Genomic DNA, 17,201 nt, shown 5'->3' on the forward strand with positions numbered 1-17,201 from the left:
TGCAGTGGCTGCACCCGGCCGGGGCGTGGCTGATTGCCGCGCCGCTGCTGCTGGTGCTGTGGCAGGTGCTGACGGCCAAGCTGGGCCTGCTGCCGCCGCCGTTCTTCGCACCGCCGCAAAGCCTGCTGGAGGTGTACCTGGACGACACGGCGCGGCTGGGCACGTCGGTGGCGCATTCGCTGCGCCTGCTGGTGCACGGCATCGTGCTGGGCAGCGTGGTGGGCTTTGTCACCGGCGTGTGGGTCGGCTGGTCGCGCGTGGCGGGCTACTGGGTCCACCCCCTGCTGCGCTTTCTGGGGCCGGTGCCGGCGTCGGCGCTGTTGCCGCTGGCCTTCTTCTTTGCGCCCAGCAGCTACAGCGCGGCCGTGTTCCTGATTGCGCTGGCCACCTTCTTTCCGGTGGCGGTGCTGACCTGGTCGGGCGTGGCCAATGTGAGCAAGAGCTACTACGACGTGGCGCGCACCCTGGGCGCCTCGGAGTGGTTCCTGGTGTGGCGCGTGGCGATTCCTGCCGCCTTGCCGCAGGTGTTCGTGGGCCTGTTCATGGGGCTGGGCGCGTCTTTTTCGGTGCTGATCACGGCCGAGATGATGGGCGTGAAGGCAGGCCTGGGCTGGTACCTGCAGTGGGCCCAGGGCTGGGCCGCGTATTCCAACATGTATGGCGCGTTGCTGGTGATGGCGGTGCTGTGCTCAGGCCTGATCACCTTGCTGTTCACCGTGCGTGATCGCCTGCTGGGCTGGCAGAAAGGAACTGTGAAATGGTGAAAGCCTTGCGCTCCCTGGTGTCCGAGGTCTGGGCGGACACCGACACGCTGGACGCTGTGGCCGTGCCTGCGCCCCGTGCCACGCCCCCCGGGGCCCACATCGCGGTGCACCAGGTGTCGCACCAGTTTGCCCAGGCCCAGGGCGGCCACCTGCCGGTGCTGGACCATGTCAGCCTGCAGGTGCAGCCGGGCGAATTCGTGGCCCTGCTGGGGCCCAGCGGTTGCGGCAAGTCCACGCTGCTGCGGCTGGTGGCCGGGCTGGAGGCGCCCACGGCCGGGCAGATCACGCAGGACGGGCAGCCGATCACGCGGCCCGATCCCTCGCGCATCGTGGTGTTCCAGGACCCCACGCTGTTTCCCTGGCGCACGGTGCGCGACAACGTGGCCCTGGGGCTGCAGGCGCGCAAGGTGCCCCAGGCGCAGTACACCCGGGTGGACGCGGCGCTGGAGCTGGTCGGCCTGAGCGAGTTTGCGGCCAGCTACCCGCACCAGCTGTCGGGTGGCATGGCGCAACGCGCCGCGCTGGCACGGGCCCTGGTCAATGAGCCGCAGTTGCTGATCCTGGACGAGCCCCTGGGCAAGCTGGACTCGCTGACGCGGCTGAGCATGCAGGGTGAGTTGCTCAAACTGTGGCAGAAGGCCGGCTTTTCGGTGCTGCTGGTCACGCACGACGTGGAGGAGGCGCTGTTTCTGGCCAACCGCGTGGTGGTGTTCTCGCCCCGGCCGGCGCGCACGCTGACCGAGCTGCCCGTGGATTTGCCCTATCCCCGCCATCGCAGCGATCCGCGCTTTGTGCAGTTGCGCCAGCAGGCGCTGCGGGAGCTGGGCCTGAGTGATGTGGGCGCATGAGCCCGGACCGCGTGGTGCAGGAGGCGCCCTGGCTGCTGTGGCTGCTGGAGGCCATGCAGCGCGGGCAGGAGGGGCTGCTGCGGTTGTGGCATGCGCTGGGCTGGACGCCCGTGGTGGATGGCCAGCCGGCCTGGCCCTGGGCCCAGCGCCTGGCTGGCGAGCATTTGCTGCTGGACGTGGGCCAGGCGCGGGCCCTGGCGGTGGGGCTGGTGGCTGCCGCCCTGGTGGTGGTGCTCTTGGGCCTGGCCTGGCTGGGGGGGCGCCGGCGGCGTCTGCGCTGGGGGCTGCTGGCCAGTGCCGGGCTGGTGGCCGTCCTGGCGCCCTGGCCGTCGGCGCAGGTGCTGTGGGTGCCCGCAAGTCCCCGCAGCTTTCACCACAACCCGGTGCCTTTCAGTGACACGGCGATTGCGGCGGGCGCGGGCCATTACCAGCGCCTGTGCGTGGCCTGCCACGGCACGACCGGCAACGGCCAGGGGCCGCTGGCGGCCCGGCAGGCCGTATGGCCCCCCAGCTTCACCGGTCCCTTGCTGTGGCGCCGTGCCGATGGGGACCTGCTGCACGCCGTGCGCCAGGGGGTGAGCACGGTCGGTGGCCAGCCCAGCATGCCCGGTTTTGCCGAACAACTGACGGTGGCGCAGAGCTGGGAGCTGCTGCATTTTCTGCGCGCCCAGGCGGCCGGCCAGCTGCTGCAGCTGTCGGGCAGCTGGGCCATGCCGGTGGCCCTGCCGGACATGGCGTTGCGCTGCCCCGGCCAGCCCTGGCAGCGGGTGCGCGATCTGCAGCGCCAGCGGGTGCGCCTGGTCGGCCTGGAGGATGTGCAGGGCCTGCTGCCTGACCCGCGCATGCTGACGCTGTGGCTGCCGCCCGAGGGCCGCGCCGTGGCGGCAACGCTGCCCGCTGCGGTCGATTGCGTCGTGACCTCAGGCCCCGAGGCCCGCCAGGCGCTGCGCTGGCTGACGGGCAGCGCAGCGCTGCAGCAGACCCAGTTGCTGGCGGACAAGTCCGGCTGGTTGCGTGCGCGCAATGACCGCGGTGCCGACAGCTGGAGCGAGGGCGACCTGGTGTGCCGCCTGGCCGATGCCGGGGCCGCTGTGCCGTCGAACACCGCGGAAGACAGCCTGACGCGGCTGCTGCGCAGCATGGACAGCCAGCCCGTGGTCTATGTCAAGGGCGGCAGCCTGCACGGCGGCGCTGGCCGGCGCGGTGCGCCGCGCGATCAGGCGGCTTCCTGAAACGCCTGCATGCCCTGCATGCAGTACTGCAAAAAGCGGTTGGCCGCGGGGGAGAGCTGGCGGCCCGCCCGGGTGATGAGCTGCACCTCGGCGCTGAGCAGGGCAGGGTTGTGGATGGGCACGGCCAGCACCCGGCCCTGGCCCAGTTCGGTGGTGACCGAGCACTTGGGCAGCAGGGTCACACCCTGGCCCGTGGTCACAAAGCCCAGCAGCACGCTGATCAGGTTGCTGGTCAGGGCCGGGGACAGGCGGATTTTTTCCGCATGTTCGGCAAATTCAACCAACTGGCGGATGCCGTAGACGCCCTGCAGCAGGGCCACCGGCCACTGCGACAGCTCCTGCAGCGAGGTGTGCGGCGCTCGGCTGAGCGGGTGGCCGGGGGCGACAATGGCGTGCATGGGCTGGCGGGCCGCGCCGCGTGAGGTGATGTGGCTGTCCGCGGGGGCGTAATAGACCAAGCCGATTTCTGCGGCATCCTCGCGCACGCGGCGCATGATCTCGTTGGTGCCGTAGATGTCGAGCGCGATCGAGACATTCGGGTAGTGCTGGCGGAACTGGCGGATCGGGCCCGCGATCAGCTCCTGGGCAAAGCCTTCGCCGCTGACGATGCTGACCGCGCCGCTGCGCAGGCCGCGCACGGCGTCCACCTTGGCCAGCATGTCGTGCTGGTGCGACTGGTGCTGGCGGTAGTAGTCCAGAATCAGCTGCCCGGCCTGGGTGGGGACCACGCCGGTGCGGTGGCGCTCGACCAGGGCCACGCCCATCTCTTCTTCCAGCAGGCTGATCTGGCGGCTGACGGCCGAGGGCACGATGCCCAGTTTTTCCGCCGCAGCGCGCACGGAACCATTGCTCACGGCCTCATACAAATAACGGGCACGGGAATCGTGAAATGTGTGCATGGTGGGCCAGGGGGGGCAGGGTGAGGGGACAACAGCGCAGCGCAGGCCGGCATGGTACGGCGAGCGTTCTGTTTTTTAGAACAGAAAACAAAAACAAACGCAATAAACACGCGGATATATTTTCCGACCTTGGCATGAGCGGACCCGCAGCGTTAGGCGCTGCCGTGGCGGGCTGTGCCAAGCGTTGCCAATTCCTCCCTGAACGTGTCGTTGCCATGCCGCCGGCCCCGGTGGTACAGCAGCCCGTGCCCGGTACAGGCCCGACGGCCTGCGGCGGGGCGTGTTGGCGGCGGACATTCCACATTCATATCAAGCACGTGGCCGCGGTGTGGCGGTGGCGGGAAAAGGAATCCGATGCGTACAGACGTTCAGCCCGGCAAGTCGCCGATGAACTGGGGGGTGGTGGTGCAGGTGTTTGCGCTGGCACTGGTGATTGCAGCCTTGTCCGAATGGCTGGGCCCGCTGCCCATCGAGCTGGGCATTGGCAAGGTGGTGCTGCTGCCCATGATCTGGGCGTTGCTGATTGGCCTGGTGCTGGGCCTGCTGTCCAAGCGCCTGCCTGGACCGGCCAAGTTGGACCTGCGCGGTCAGCACTTTGCCGCGGCCGTGCTCTCGTGTGCGCTGTTCCTGTTCATCGCCAAGCTGGGCCTACTGGTGGGCGGCTCGCTGCCGCAACTGAGCAAGGTGGGCTGGGCGCTGGCGCTGCAGGAGCTGGGTAACCTGGTGGGCTGCATTTTGCTGGGCATGCCCGTGGCGCTGCTGCTGGGCATCAAGCGCGAAGCGATTGGCGCCACTTTCTCCATCGGCCGTGAACCCGGCCTGGCGATCGTGGGCGAGCGCTTCGGCATGAACTCCCCCGAAGGCCGCGGTGTGCTGGCCGAGTACATCACTGGCACCCTGATCGGCGCCATCTTCATCTCCATCCTGGCCGGTTTTGTGACCAGCCTGAACATCTTTCACCCCTACGCCCTGGCCATGGGCGCGGGCGTGGGTTCGGGCTCGATGACCGCCGCTGCCGTGGGCGCCGTGGCGGCACAGCACCCTGAAATGTCGGACCAGATCGCCACCTACGCGGCGGCGGCCAACCTGATCGCTACCACCCTGGGTACCTACCTGACGCTGTTCATCTCGCTGCCGCTGGCCGTGCGCGCCTATCGCTGGCTGGAGCCGCTGCTGGGGCGCAACCGCAAGGCTGTGTCCATCGATGATGGCAGCGTGGCCCAGCCCACCGAGGTGGTGCACACCCCGGTGCTGAACCTGGGCATGCGCCTGCTGTCGTGGGTGATGGGCGGTGCCACCGTGCTGGTGGCCAACCGCATCGGCCACGGCGTGCCCATGCTGGACGCGTTGCCTGGCGTGGCCATCATCATCGGCGTGGTGCTGGTGGGCGACCTGGTCTATCTGGCCACGCAGCGCAAGCTGCCTGCCGTGTGCTGGATTTCCTTCGTGGCCATGGCCATGACCTTCCCCAGCACGCCGTATGCGGCCGAAGTGGCGGCGCTGACCGGCAAGGTCAACTTCTTTGCCATGATCACCACCATGCTGACCTTTGCCGGTCTGGCCTTGGCCAAGGACATCCCGGCTTTCCGCCGCCTGGGCTGGCGCATCGTCGTGGTCTCGCTGATGGCGAACGCCGGTGTGTTCCTGGCTGCGGCCGCGATTGCCCAGTTCTTCGTGGGCAGCCTGTTACCCCTGTTCCTTGCAAGAAAGCCTGAGCGATGAGCAACCCGAATGACAACGTGAACTGGCCCACGCAGGACAGCCTGCAGGCCTGGCGGCACGACTTCCACCGCCACCCCGAAACCGCGTTCCAGGAGCACCGCACCAGTGCCCGCGTGGCCGAACTGCTGCAAGGCTGGGGGCTGGAGGTGCACACCGGCCTGGCCGGGACCGGCATCGTGGCCGTGCTGCGCGGCCGCCGCGGTGACGGCCCCAGCATTGGCCTGCGTGCCGATATGGACGCGCTGCATGTGCACGAGCTGAACACCTGCGCCCACAAGTCGCAGCACGACGGCCGCATGCACGCCTGCGGCCACGATGGCCACACGACCATGCTGCTGGGAGCGGCCCAGGCCCTGGTCAGCCAGCCCGACTTTGCCGGCACGGTGCATTTCATCTTCCAGCCCGCCGAGGAAAATGAAGGCGGTGCGCGCGCCATGATCGAGGATGGGCTGTTCCAGCGCTTCCCGATGCAGGCCGTCTACAGCCTGCACAACTGGCCGGGCCTGCCCGTGGGCACGGCGGCGGTGCACAGCGAGGCCGTGATGGCGGCCTTCGACATCTTCGACCTGACACTGACCGGCCAGGGCTGCCACGCCGCCATGCCCCACCTGGGCAAGGACGCGCTGCTGGCGGCCTGCCAACTGGTGACCCAACTGCCCGCACTGATCGCGCGCGAGCAGGAGGTGCACAAACCCGCGGTGCTGAGCATCACCAGCTTCCACGCGGGCGACACCTACAACGTCATGCCCGAAGTCATCCAGCTGCGCGGCACCGTGCGCTGCTTCGACATGGCGCAGCGCGCCCGCATCGAGCAGCGCCTGCGTGACGCGATTGTGGCCACCTGCACCCTGCATGGCCTGCAGGCCGATCTGGACTACCGCGTCAGCTACCCCGCCACCATCAACCACCCGGTGCATGCGGAAGTCTGTGCCGAGGTGCTGGCCGGTGTGCTGGGCGCCGAGCAGGTGCGCCGCGACCTGAAGCCCAGCATGGCCTCGGAGGACTTTTCCTTCATGGCCCAGGCCTGCCCCGGGGTGTACATCTGGATGGGCAATGGCGAGGACAGCGCCTCGCTGCATAACCCCAAGTACGACTTCAACGACCGCGTGCTGCCGCTGGGCGTGCAGTATTTCGTGCAACTGGTGCGTGCGCTGCTGCGCGACGGCCGCCTGCCAGCCACGGGCTGACCAGCGACGGCCCAGGCCGCGCTGCCACTTGTGAGAACCGGGTCTGTGCCCGGTTTTTTTCTGGCCGGCTGTCGCGCAGGTGCCAGGCGAGCGACAATAAACCAGCTTGAAATACTCGGGATTGCCCCTAGATGGCACAAACTGCCCCCGCACGGCGTGGGGCAGCCCTTTGTTTGATCGACGAGCCTTCCTCCATGACCCAACTTCAAAAACCCTTCAAGATCGGTTCCGTGACCCTGCCCAACCGCGTGGTGATGGCCCCGCTGACTCGCATGCGCGCCTTCCACGGCCGCGCGCCGGGGGACCTGCAGGTCACGCACTACCGCCAGCGCGCGGGCGCGGGCCTGATCCTGACCGAGGCCACCTCGGTCAGCCCCCAGGGCGTGGGCTACCCCAATACCCCCGGCATTTGGTCGGACGAGCAGGTGGCCGGCTGGAAGCGCGTGACCGAGGCCGTGCATGCCGCCGGTGGTCACATTGCCGTGCAGCTGTGGCACGTGGGCCGCATCTCTGACCCCGAGCTGCTGGATGGCCAGTTGCCCGTGGCCCCCAGCGCCATCGCCCCCGAAGGCCAGGTGGCCGTGCTGCGCCCCAAGCGCGACTACACCGTGCCGCGCGCGCTGGAGACGGCCGAGATCGCCGGCATCGTCCAGGACTTCGTGAAGGCTGCCCGCAACGCCAAGGCGGCCGGTTTTGACTTCATCGAAGTGCACGCCGCCAATGGCTATCTGTTCGACCAGTTCCTGCACGATGGCAGCAACCAGCGCACCGACCAGTACGGTGGCAGCATCGAAAACCGTGCGCGCTTCCTGCTCGAAGTGCTGGACGCGCTGGCCCAGGAATGGCCGGCCGAGCGCATAGGCGTGCACCTGAACCCCATGAGCAACACCCACAGCATGCACGACAGCGACCCCGTGGCGCTGTTCAGCTATGTGGCACAGCAGATCGAAGCGCGCAAGCTGGGCTTTATCTTCTCGCGCGAAGAGCTCAAGGACGGCGTGCTGCCCATCGGCCAGCACCTGCGCAAGATCTACAGCGGCACCTACATCGCCAACGACGGCATGAGCCAGCAGGACGCCGAAGCCCTGTTGGCCCGCGGTGCGGCCGATGCCGTGGCCTTTGGCCGCGTGTTCATCGCCAACCCCGATCTGCCGGCCCGCTTCGCCCAGGGCGCGCCGCTGAATCCGCTGAACGCCAGCACCATCTACAGCGCCGACGCCACCGGCTACAACGACTACCCCGCGCTGGACGCGGAAACGGCCACCGCCTGAGTGGGCTCCCGCCACATGCAAAAAAGCCAGTCCTCGGACTGCTTTTTGATAGCTGTCAGCGCTTGCTGTGCAAGGGCTGGCTATGGTTTGGTGGCGAAGACGCCCTGAACCGGGGGCTATCTTCCACAGCGACAGGGGGCGCCAATATTGCAGCTACGACTTCCAAGCTGCTTCAGCAAAGTGGGGAATACGCTCATCCATGAGCCGCAAAGGCAATTGCCGGGACAAGTCTCACCCATCGAAAGCTACTGGGGCAGGCTCACTTTGCCCACAACTGGCAGAACCTGGTGCATGCGAACGGCGACGCGGCCATCGACCAGATGATCCTGGCCGTGCAGGCTGCACGGGCGCGCTACGACGGGGGCCCGCCGATGCGCGACCGGCGACCGGTGCTGATCCATGGCCAGACCTTGCGCCACAACCAGGTGGCTGCGCTGCGTCGGCTGGGCATCTTCCCCTCGCTGTTTCCCATGCACACCTACTACTGGGGGGACCGGCACCGCAGCGAGGTGCTGGGGGACCCGCGCGCGCAGAACATCTCGCCCACCGGCTGGGTGCTGGCACAGGGCCTGCGCTTCACCTCGCACCACGACGCCCCGGTGGTGCTGCCGTCGTCCATCCGCGTGCTGGATGCCACCGTCAATCGCCGCACGCGCAGCGGCCAGGTGCTGGGGCCGGAGCACCGCGTGACACCCTGGGTGGCGCTGCAGTCCATGACCTTGTGGGCCGCCTACCAGCACTTTGAAGAGGACCACAAGGGCTCGATCGAGCTGGGCAAGCTGGCGGACTTTGCCGTGCTGTCGGGCAACCCCCTGACCATGCCGCCCAGCCAGCTTAGCCAGCTCCAGGTGCTGCAGACCATCAAGGAAGGCGTGGTGGTGTACCAGGCGCCGTGAGCGTGCCGTGCCACTCGGCATGGCCCAATGCGCCGGGCAGGGCGGCGGCGCGCCTGATCGTGTTGACAGACCTGCAATGACTGGGGTTAATGCGCTGAAATGTGAGCGCTCTGCGCTTGCTGCATGAGCGCTAGAGTCAGTTTTTATGCTGATCTTTCCGGCGCGCAAGGGTTTCCCTGGGGATGGGTGTGCAGGAGGGACTTCTACACTCATTGTCGCCATATGAACAACAGGGAGACAAAGACAATGAGCATTTCACGCAGAACCTGCCTGCAGGCAGGGGTGTCCGCCGTGGCGGGCGCCTGGATGGCCGGTGCGCCCGCACTGGCCCAGTCCGGCAAAGCCTTTCCGACCCGCGCCATCAAACTGGTGGTGGCCTTTCCCGCAGGCGGCCCCACCGATCTGACCATGCGCCAGCTGGCGGAAAACGCCTCCAAGATCCTGGGCCAGCCCGTCATCGTGGAAAACCGCCCCGGTGCAGCGGGCTCACTGCCTGCGTCGCAACTGCAGTCCACGCCGGCCGACGGCTACACCATCGCCCAGCTGCCCATGAGCGTGATGCGTCTGCCGTTCACCACGGGCCTGAAATGGAACCCGGTGGACGACCTGAGCTACATCCTGAACGTGACCGGCTATGCCTTCTGCATGGTCGCCAGCACGCAGTCCGGCCTCAAGAGCTGGCAGGACGTGGTGGCCTGGGCCAAGGCCAATCCCGGCAAGCTGACCATCGGCAACACCGGCACTTACACCTCGCCGCACATCACCTCGGCCATCATCGCCCAGCAGCTGGGCCTGGACGTGGTGCACGTACCCTACAAGGGCTCGGCCGAGCTGATGCGCGCCACCATGGCGGGCGAAGTCATGGTGGGTGCCGACACCAGTGCCGTGATCCCGTATGTGGACCAGGGGCGCATGGTGGCCTTGAACGTCTGGACCGCAAAGCGCCTGCCCACACTGCCCAACACGCCCACGCTGCTCGAGCTCGGCCTGCCCACCACCCAGTACTCGCCGTTTGGCCTCGTTGGCCCCAAGGGCATGCCCGCTGAGATCCAGACCCGTCTGCACGATGCCTTCAAACAGGCGATGGAGATGGACAGCTACCAGGCCATGCTGCAGCGCTTTGAAATGCTGCCCATCTATATGGACAGCAAGGCCTACCGCCAGTTCGCCATCGAATCCACGGCCAAGGAAAAGGCGGTGCTGGCCAAGCTGGGCCCGCAGCCGACCTGATCTGCGCTGCCAGGTGCAACCTGATGCCCAGTGTTGTTGACAGCGAATGCCGCCTTTGAGGCGGCATTTTTATGTGCAACTGCATAGCATGCGCTCTACACGGCGTCCATCCAAACTCAGCAGAGGCAAGCGCTAGTGCCTTCCTGTGTGCAGTTGATTAACACACCCAGGTTTTGTAGATTTGCTATGCATCAAAGTCGCTGTGTTGCGGCGAACATGGAAGTCAGCACCTGTGACTCCTATAGACGAAATGTAATAAATCACATGTCTCCATGAGTTTTTTATAGGCATGCTCACTGTTTGATTGCCTGCATGTTGGCGATTTGTGTGCCGTTCATGGCGATAATGCCGCATGGAATCGATAGTCTGGCGGTTACAGCAGCGGTGGCCTCACATCCCTTGCCGAGGGAACCGATGATGCGCTTACCGGTATCTCAATGGAAACCTTGGCAATCAGCGCTTTCTGTCTGGAAAGCGCTTTTTTTGCGCGAGGCCATGGTGCGCATGTTTGGCTCCCGTGTTGCCTGGGTTTGGCTGGTGCTGGAGCCCGTGGCCAACGTGTTGTGGCTGATCTTGATATTCACCGTCATCCGGGTGCGCCATGTGGGCGGCATTGAAACACCCCTGTGGATTGCCAGCGGTATGCTGGTTTTCATGACATTCCGGCGCACCGTGTCCCAAGTACAGAACGGCGTGGATGCGAATAGTTCCCTCTTTGCCTACCGCCAAGTGCGGCCAGCGGATGTGGTGCTGGTGCGCTCCGTGGTTGAGGGCGTCACCATGCTGCTGATCAGCGCGACCGTTTTTGCTGTGGGCGGCATGATGGGCTGGATGTCCTGGCCAGCCAGTGGCTGGGATGTGTTGGAGGCATTCACCCTGGCATGGTTGTGCGCCCTGGGGCTGGGCATGATCTTTGGCGTCCTGGTCAAGCTCGTGCCAGAAACCGAACGCATCATCAACTTCATCATGATGCCGCTGATGATGATTTCTGGCGTCATCTTCCCCCTGTCCTTGGTACAGCCCCCTTATCTGGACTGGCTGTTGCTCAATCCCGTCGCGCACGCCATTGAAGCCTCTCGTTTGGGTTTCGCGCCGTTCTATCACTCTGTGGCCGGGCTGGATCTGGTGTATGCCTACCAGTGCGCGCTGGTGCTGCTGTTTCTGGGGCTGGCGTTGTTCAGGCGCTTCAATCAACGGTTGGTGATGCAGTAAATGATTGAGGTCATCGATATTCACAAACGCTATTACACCGACCACGGCATGGGACCGTGGGTGCTCCAAGGTGTCAACCTGCGCATTCCGAATGGCCTCAGCGTGGGTTTGGTGGGGGGCAATGGCGCCGGTAAATCCACCTTGTTGCGCATCATTGGCGGCGTTGACTATCCCTCCAAAGGTGAAGTGCGTCGCCACTGCAAGGTGTCCTGGCCAATGGGTTTTGGCGGTGGCCTGCAGGGCAGCATGACTGGCCGGCAAAACACCAAGTTTGTCGCACGCATCCATGGGATGGAGGACGACATTCCCCGCATCCTTGCCCAGGTGCAGGAGTTTGCCGAAATCGGTCCCGCCTTTGATGAGCCGATCAAAACCTACTCTTCGGGCATGAAATCGCGCCTGCAATTTGGTTTGTCGCTGGCGTTTGATTTTGATGTCTATATTTCCGACGAAATCACCGCCGCTGGTGACCGGTCATTTCAGGCCAAGGCTGCCAAGGCATTCAAAGACAAGGTCGGCAAAGCCAGCGTCATCATGGTCTCGCACAGTGAGGGGACGCTCAAAGATTATTGCCAGGCCGGTGTGTGGCTGCACCGCGGCCAAGCCCACTGGTTCGACCAGATTGACGACGCCTTGTGCGCCTACCACGACAGCACTTCCGTTTCCACTTCATGACCATCGCCTCTACTTTGCGCGGCCCTGTCCAGCAATGGCTGCGCCGCTCCCCCTTGCGTTCACTCACCGCCTTGGCTTGTGTCTGCACCGCCGTTTACTGGCTCGGTATCGCCTCCGACCGCTATGTGTCCGAGGCGCGCCTCATCATCCAAAGCACCAACCTGCACAGTGGCACTGCGATTGATCTGGGATCGCTGATTTCGGGCAACTCTGGCAGCAACCGCACCGATCAGCTCTTGTTGCGCGAGCACCTGCGTTCGCCCGACATGGCCGAAAAACTGGACACCGCCTTGCACTTGCGCGAACACTTCGGGTCGCAAGGCGACTGGTTCTCGCGCATGTGGCAAGGCACGGAGGCCAGCCGCGAAGACTTCTATACCTATTACCTGCGCCGCGTACAGGTCGAATACGACGAGTTTGCCGGCGTGCTGGTCGTCAAGTCGCAAGCGTATGAGCCCGAGAAAGCGCAGCAGATCTCGCAGATGCTGGTGCAAGAGGGCGAGCGCTTCATGAACCGCATGGCCCATGCGATCGCCCAGGACCAGGTCACTTTCCTCGAAGGGCAGGTGAAGGCGCTGAACAGCAAAGTGCAGGCCTCGCGCCGGGCCTTGCTGGAGTTTCAGGAAAAAAAGGGAATGATCTCGCCTGAGGCTGCAGCCCAGGTGATTGCGGCCATCGTGGCCAACCTGCAGGGTCAAATGGTGGATTTGCAGGCCCAGCGTGCCGCCATGCAAGCCTATCTGGTGGCAGACCACCCGAATATCGTTTTGCTGAACCAGCGCATCGACGCGCTCGAAAAACAGATTGCCCAGGAGCAGGCCAAGCTGGCAGCCCCAGGCGGCAAAACCCTGAACCGCACGGCCGAAGCATTTGCCCAGCTAGAGCTGCAATCCAAGTTCGACCTGGACATGTACAAAACCGCACTGACGGCGCTGGAGCAGGGCCGCCTGGAAGCCACACGCACCCTCAAGAAGGTGTCTGTGTTGCAGCAGCCCAATTTGCCGCAGGAGGCCACAGAACCACGCCGCCTCTACACCGCCAGTGTCTTGGCGATCACCATCATGCTGCTGGCCGGCTTGGCGCACCTGTTGCTTGCGATTGTGCGCGACCACAGGGATTGACACTGCGCGCGCACCGGCATGCCGGGTGATGGCCTGTAAAGCCAGCATCACCGGATTGCAAGGCAACCAGTTTCAATGACGACTGATTGAATAGCTTGCAGCGCAATACCTGCATGCACTTAACACTGATAGAACCGAAAAATGAAGACAAATCCGACGCCTGCAGCTCTGCATTTGGAAGCATTCAGTGCAGCCCATGCTGCGCCATTGCGCGTGCTGCGTCCTGGCGCTATCGCCGTGTTGTGGACGCTGGCCGCGCTGCAGCCCACCGCGTGGGCGCAATACGACCTCAGCACGGCCCTCGGCACAGGGGCCAGCAATACCAGCAGCAACTCAACCACCGGCACCCGCAGCGCCGCCTATCCCACATCAGCCACCGTGCTGCCATCCGTCTCCCCCAGTGGGGCGTTCACCGCGTCGGGCAGCAGCCTGTATCCGGCGCAATCGCAGAAGGCGGGTGGCACGGCTGCAGCTCCCACGCGCTCGGGGCCTTCCACACCGGGCTTTGCGGGCGTGCCTGTGCAGACACAGGACCAGATCAACAACCAGGCCAGCGATGTGTTCGGTGCGCAATTGTTCACCGGGGCTTTCAGCCAGCCCGGTGCCACGCAATTCAACCCCGATTACGCAATTGCAATTGGCGATCAGATCGAGGTGCGCCTGTGGGGTGCATTTGCCTTTGAGCAAACGCTGACCGTGGACCCCCGTGGCAACATCTTCCTGCCACATGCTGGCCCCGTTCAGGTCCTGGGGGTGCGCAACCGCGAACTGGAAGCCACGGTGCAAGCCGCTGTGCGCCGCACCTTCCGCAACAACGTCAGCAGCTATGCCAGCCTGGCTGCGGCCCAACCCGTGCGCGTTTTTGTGGGTGGCAACGTCAACCGCCCCGGCTTGTACAACGGCACCAGCATGGACAGCGTACTGCGTTACCTGGACATGGCTGGAGGTGTGGACCCTGAGCGCGGCAGCTACCTGCAAGTGCAAGTCAAGCGCGGTCAGACCGTCAAGGCTACCGTCAATCTGTACGACTTTTTGCTCAACGGCACCATGCCCCTGGTGCAACTGGCTGATGGCGATGTCATCTTCGTGCCGCCGCATGCCCAGCGTGTCAGCGTGAGGGGCTTGGTGGCCAATGCCAAGCGTTTTGAATTTCTGACCGGACAACAAACCGTTGCCCAGCTCATGCAAGTCGCCAAACCCCTGTCGATTGCCACCCACATGCGTGTGGTGCGCAACACCGGCAGCGTGCGCAATGCCGAGTATTACCCGCTGAGCGAAGCCAACGCCGTGGTGCTGGCTGATGGGGATGAGCTGGAATTCACCGCCGACAAAAAGCCCGGCACCATCACCGTGCGTGTGGAGGGGGAGCACAACAGCGCCCAAGAATATGTGCTGCCCTATGGCACCCCCATGGGCACACTGCTGGATCAAATCCAAGGCAGCGCCAACTCTGACATGGCCAGCGTGCAACTGTTCCGCGAAAGCGTGAAGTTGCGTCAAAAAGAAATGCTGTTGACCAGCCTGCACAACCTGGAAATGAGCCTGCTGACCGCCCGCAGCGGCAGCAGCGACGAAGCCAAGCTGCGCCAGGACGAAGCCAACCTGACCCTGCAATGGGTAGAGCGCGCCAAAAAAATTGAACCTGTGGGCCAAGTACAGATTGCCAAGGCCAGCCAGTTGGCTTCCATGTTGCTGGAAAACGGTGACGTGATTCGTATACCGCGCAAGGATGACCTGGTGCTGGTCAGCGGCGAAGTGCTGTTCCCCAACGCTGTGGCCTATGAAAGCAAGCTCAGCTTGGAGGAGTACATCAACCGCGCAGGTGGCTTTACCCAGATGGCCGACAACGCACGCGTAGTTGTGGCACGCCGTGATGGCTCGTTTGACCAGGTCAACCCCAAACGGTTGTTTGCGAATACCGATATTCAAGCGGGCGACCAGATTTTGGTTTTACCGAAGGTGGATGAGAAAAAGCGCCAGTTCTGGAAAGACATGACACAAATCATGTACCAGATTGCCGTCAGCGCGAAGGTTGTCTTCGGCCTGTAACCCCTTGAATATAAAAAGAAGCTTATGAACAAGATCATTGTTGTTGGCCACCCGCAGTCAGGCTTGGACAAGGTACACGAGTTGCTGTTGGACTGCGGCCTTGCTCAGGCACTGCCTTCGCGCCGTGAAGGGTTTACCCCAGAGCAAATCGGTGCAACCCTGCTCAAAGCCCATGGCGTGCTGCCGGTGCAGCAGGTGTGCAGTGCTGATGCGTTGCAGCAAATTGCAGTCGCCCCCGTGTGGCAAGGTTTGGCGCTGGATTTGGTGCTGGCGAATATGGAACAGCCCTTATGGGGGTGGGCCGATGTGCAGGCCGTTTATCTGCTGGACTACTGGAAAGCCCAAGACCCGCAAACCATGTTTGTGCTGGTGTATGACGCCCCGCAAACTGCTTTGACCCGTCACGCTGTGGAGCACCTAGAGACAGATCCTGAAGCGCTGCAAGCCAAAGTCAATGCTTGGGTGGCTTATAACTCTGCGTTGCTGAGTTTTCATCTGCGCAACCCAGAGCGCAGCCTGCTGGTACATGCAGACCAGGTGCAGGCATCGGCTACGCACTATGTGCAGCAACTCAGTGCCCGTATGGATGCGCCGCTGCAGTTGCCGGGTGCAGCGCAGGGTTGGCTCAACACTTCAGTGACCGACGATGGCGTACTCGACGGCGTACAGCCTGTGCTCCAAGCCGAGACTGCGGAAGTCGACATCGTGCACGATGGCACTAATGTGGCAGCGCCGCAATCAGACCTGCAGAACCACGCCTTGGCGCAATGGCTGGCCGAGCAACTGCTGCAAGACCATCCTGAGGCACAAGAGCTGTACGCACAGCTGCAAGCTGCTGCCTCCATGCCCCAGCGGGCGCAACAGCAGGGCACAGCCTTGCTGGCAGGGCATGACTTACAGCAGCAGCACTACCAGGCATGGGCAGCCTTTGTGGCACAGCAAACAGCCATGCAGCAATCGGCCGCACGCTTGGCACAGCTGGGTACAACACTTCAAGACAGCCAGCAGCAACTACAACACAGCCATCGTCAGATTGAGCAACTGCAGCAAACCTATCTGCGCACCCAGCAACGCGTGCTGGAGCAAGATCAGTTGCTGAGCAGTCGTAACACTGCACTGCAAGATAGCGAGCAAGAAAACGGCTTGTTGCTGCAGCAATTACATCAAGTGCAAGAAGAGCTGGAAAGCCGCTATCTGCAATCCCAGGAGCAAGCAAAAAACTGGCTGAACTGCACAAGTTGCAGACAGACCTGAAAGCTGCGCAAGACAAGGCCGCCAAGCTGCAGCAAGCAGAAGCTGTTACCCACAAGTTGCAGACAGACTTGAAGGCCGCCCAAGACAAGGCCGCCAAGCTGCAGCATAGCGAGCAAGAAAACGGCTTGTTGCTGCAGAAATTGCATCAAGTGCAAGAAGAGTTGGAAAGCCGCTATCTGCAATCCCAGGAGCAAACCAAAAAACTGGCAGAAATGCACAAGTTGCAGACAGACCTGAAAGCTGCCCAAGACAATGCCGCCAAGCTACAGCAAGCAGAAGCTGTTACCCACAAGTTGCAGACAGACTTGAAGGCTGCCCAAGACAAGGCCGCCAAGTTACAGCAAGCAGAAGCTGTTACCCACAAGTTGCAGGCAGACTTGAAGGCTGCCCAAGACAAGGCTGCCAAGCTGCAGCAAGCAGAAGCTGTTACCCATAAGTTGCAGGCAGACTTGAAGGCAGCCCAAGACAAGGCCGCCAAGCTGCAGCAAGCAGAAGCCCAGCTCAAAAAAGAGTTGCAGCAGGCATCTGCCAAGCCCGCGTCTGCCGAGCTGCAAGAAGAAAACGAGCTACTTTTAAGCCAACTGCACAAAGTGCAAGAAGAGCTGGAGCGGTATTACCTAGAAAACCTCCAGCTCAAATCGGGTGGCGTCAAGCTGCAGTCCCAATCTAACGCAACTTATTACGGTGCTGCAGAGCGTGTGAAACAAGAGCTTTCTTACCTGTCGGGTCCCGGACGATTGGCTGCTTAAAAACAAGCGTCCGTTGCTGCATGGCCGAGAGGTACTGCAAGCAGTTCTGGCAACATGGCAATCCCGTGCCAAGGAGTTGCCATGCTGATCAG

15 protein-coding genes and 1 pseudogene are annotated in these 17,201 nt (G+C 63.5%); 15 read left to right on the forward strand and 1 reads right to left on the reverse strand.

The genetic code is table 11. The annotated features are described in order from the left end of the window. From SJH88_RS15200 to SJH88_RS15210, 3 genes are all read left to right on the forward strand, one after another. Positions 1-764: ABC transporter permease (locus tag SJH88_RS15200; RefSeq protein ID WP_274754966.1), on the forward strand; the 764-nt coding region annotated here is incomplete at its 5' end. Then, on the forward strand, positions 758-1,612 hold the full coding sequence (locus tag SJH88_RS15205) for an ABC transporter ATP-binding protein (protein WP_274754967.1): 855 nt from the start codon (positions 758-760) through the stop codon (positions 1,610-1,612). The genes SJH88_RS15200 and SJH88_RS15205, both read left to right, overlap by 7 nt. Further along, a complete protein-coding gene (locus SJH88_RS15210; RefSeq protein WP_274754968.1) occupies positions 1,609-2,844 on the forward strand; it encodes a c-type cytochrome in 1,236 nt (411 codons plus the stop codon). The genes SJH88_RS15205 and SJH88_RS15210 overlap by 4 nt, the downstream gene beginning before the upstream one ends. On the opposite strand, the gene SJH88_RS15215 is transcribed toward SJH88_RS15210, so the two are convergent. After that, complete coding sequence (locus SJH88_RS15215; protein WP_274754969.1) at positions 2,829-3,743, reverse strand: LysR family transcriptional regulator; 915 nt, start codon at positions 3,741-3,743, stop codon at positions 2,829-2,831. The genes SJH88_RS15210 and SJH88_RS15215 overlap by 16 nt on opposite strands. Before the next feature lie 354 nt (positions 3,744-4,097). Here SJH88_RS15215 and SJH88_RS15220 point away from each other — a divergent pair, with 354 nt between their 5' ends. The 12 genes and pseudogenes from SJH88_RS15220 to SJH88_RS15275 all read left to right on the forward strand — a co-directional run bounded on the left by SJH88_RS15220 (position 4,098) and on the right by SJH88_RS15275 (position 17,109). Beyond that, positions 4,098-5,465, forward strand: a complete 1,368-nt coding sequence (locus tag SJH88_RS15220; RefSeq protein ID WP_274754970.1) for a DUF3100 domain-containing protein — start codon at positions 4,098-4,100, stop codon at positions 5,463-5,465. Next, complete coding sequence (locus SJH88_RS15225) at positions 5,462-6,652, forward strand: M20 aminoacylase family protein (RefSeq protein WP_274754971.1); 1,191 nt, start codon at positions 5,462-5,464, stop codon at positions 6,650-6,652. The genes SJH88_RS15220 and SJH88_RS15225 overlap by 4 nt, the downstream gene beginning before the upstream one ends. Before the next feature lie 194 nt (positions 6,653-6,846). Then, positions 6,847-7,923 carry an alkene reductase gene (locus tag SJH88_RS15230; RefSeq protein WP_274754972.1) on the forward strand — a complete coding sequence of 359 codons (1,077 nt, stop codon included), beginning with the start codon at positions 6,847-6,849 and terminating at the stop codon, positions 7,921-7,923. Between the two features lie 67 nt (positions 7,924-7,990). Continuing rightward, positions 7,991-8,131: pseudogene (locus SJH88_RS15235) on the forward strand (DDE-type integrase/transposase/recombinase); the annotation flags it as partial. 40 nt (positions 8,132-8,171) lie between these two features. Continuing rightward, positions 8,172-8,819 carry an amidohydrolase gene (locus SJH88_RS15240; protein ID WP_420921747.1) on the forward strand — a complete coding sequence of 216 codons (648 nt, stop codon included), beginning with the start codon at positions 8,172-8,174 and terminating at the stop codon, positions 8,817-8,819. 252 nt (positions 8,820-9,071) lie between these two features. Continuing rightward, on the forward strand, positions 9,072-10,049 hold the full coding sequence (locus tag SJH88_RS15245) for a Bug family tripartite tricarboxylate transporter substrate binding protein (RefSeq protein WP_274754980.1): 978 nt from the start codon (positions 9,072-9,074) through the stop codon (positions 10,047-10,049). Between the two features lie 300 nt (positions 10,050-10,349). Further along, positions 10,350-11,261 (forward strand): ABC transporter permease, encoded by a 912-nt coding sequence (locus SJH88_RS15250; RefSeq protein ID WP_274754974.1) that lies wholly within the window; start codon positions 10,350-10,352, stop codon positions 11,259-11,261. Beyond that, positions 11,262-11,936 (forward strand): ABC transporter ATP-binding protein, encoded by a 675-nt coding sequence (locus SJH88_RS15255; protein WP_274754975.1) that lies wholly within the window; start codon positions 11,262-11,264, stop codon positions 11,934-11,936. Then, positions 11,933-13,057 (forward strand): KpsE/RkpR family capsule polysaccharide export protein, encoded by a 1,125-nt coding sequence (locus SJH88_RS15260; protein WP_274754976.1) that lies wholly within the window; start codon positions 11,933-11,935, stop codon positions 13,055-13,057. Before SJH88_RS15255 ends, SJH88_RS15260 begins: the two co-directional genes overlap by 4 nt. A gap of 237 nt (positions 13,058-13,294) precedes the next feature. After that, positions 13,295-15,106 (forward strand): polysaccharide biosynthesis/export family protein, encoded by a 1,812-nt coding sequence (locus tag SJH88_RS15265; RefSeq protein ID WP_274754977.1) that lies wholly within the window; start codon positions 13,295-13,297, stop codon positions 15,104-15,106. A 24-nt stretch (positions 15,107-15,130) separates the two neighbouring features. Next, the gene (locus SJH88_RS15270; RefSeq protein ID WP_274754978.1) at positions 15,131-16,360 is read left to right on the forward strand and encodes a hypothetical protein; all 1,230 of its coding nucleotides are present in this window, start codon (positions 15,131-15,133) and stop codon (positions 16,358-16,360) included. Then, the gene (locus SJH88_RS15275) at positions 16,345-17,109 is read left to right on the forward strand and encodes a coiled-coil domain-containing protein (protein WP_274754979.1); all 765 of its coding nucleotides are present in this window, start codon (positions 16,345-16,347) and stop codon (positions 17,107-17,109) included. The genes SJH88_RS15270 and SJH88_RS15275 overlap by 16 nt, the downstream gene beginning before the upstream one ends. The last annotated feature ends 92 nt before the right edge of the window (positions 17,110-17,201 follow it).

The organism is Comamonas sp. GCA5 (assembly GCF_036541385.1).
Classification (GTDB): domain Bacteria; phylum Pseudomonadota; class Gammaproteobacteria; order Burkholderiales; family Burkholderiaceae_C; genus Comamonas; species Comamonas aquatica.

What these genes read in the sequence shown, in the direction of transcription:
- SJH88_RS15230 (WP_274754972.1), top strand. Translation starts at nt 6,847, where the DNA reads ATGACCCAACTTCAAAAACCCTTCAAGATCGGTTCCGTGACCCTGCCC.
- SJH88_RS15255 (WP_274754975.1), top strand. Translation starts at nt 11,262, where the DNA reads ATGATTGAGGTCATCGATATTCACAAACGCTATTACACCGACCACGGC.
- SJH88_RS15225 (WP_274754971.1), top strand. Translation starts at nt 5,462, where the DNA reads ATGAGCAACCCGAATGACAACGTGAACTGGCCCACGCAGGACAGCCTG.
- SJH88_RS15210 (WP_274754968.1), top strand. Translation starts at nt 1,609, where the DNA reads ATGAGCCCGGACCGCGTGGTGCAGGAGGCGCCCTGGCTGCTGTGGCTG.
- SJH88_RS15220 (WP_274754970.1), top strand. Translation starts at nt 4,098, where the DNA reads ATGCGTACAGACGTTCAGCCCGGCAAGTCGCCGATGAACTGGGGGGTG.
- SJH88_RS15270 (WP_274754978.1), top strand. Translation starts at nt 15,131, where the DNA reads ATGAACAAGATCATTGTTGTTGGCCACCCGCAGTCAGGCTTGGACAAG.
- SJH88_RS15205 (WP_274754967.1), top strand. Translation starts at nt 758, where the DNA reads ATGGTGAAAGCCTTGCGCTCCCTGGTGTCCGAGGTCTGGGCGGACACC.
- SJH88_RS15260 (WP_274754976.1), top strand. Translation starts at nt 11,933, where the DNA reads ATGACCATCGCCTCTACTTTGCGCGGCCCTGTCCAGCAATGGCTGCGC.
- SJH88_RS15215 (WP_274754969.1), bottom strand. Translation starts at nt 3,743, where the DNA reads ATGCACACATTTCACGATTCCCGTGCCCGTTATTTGTATGAGGCCGTG.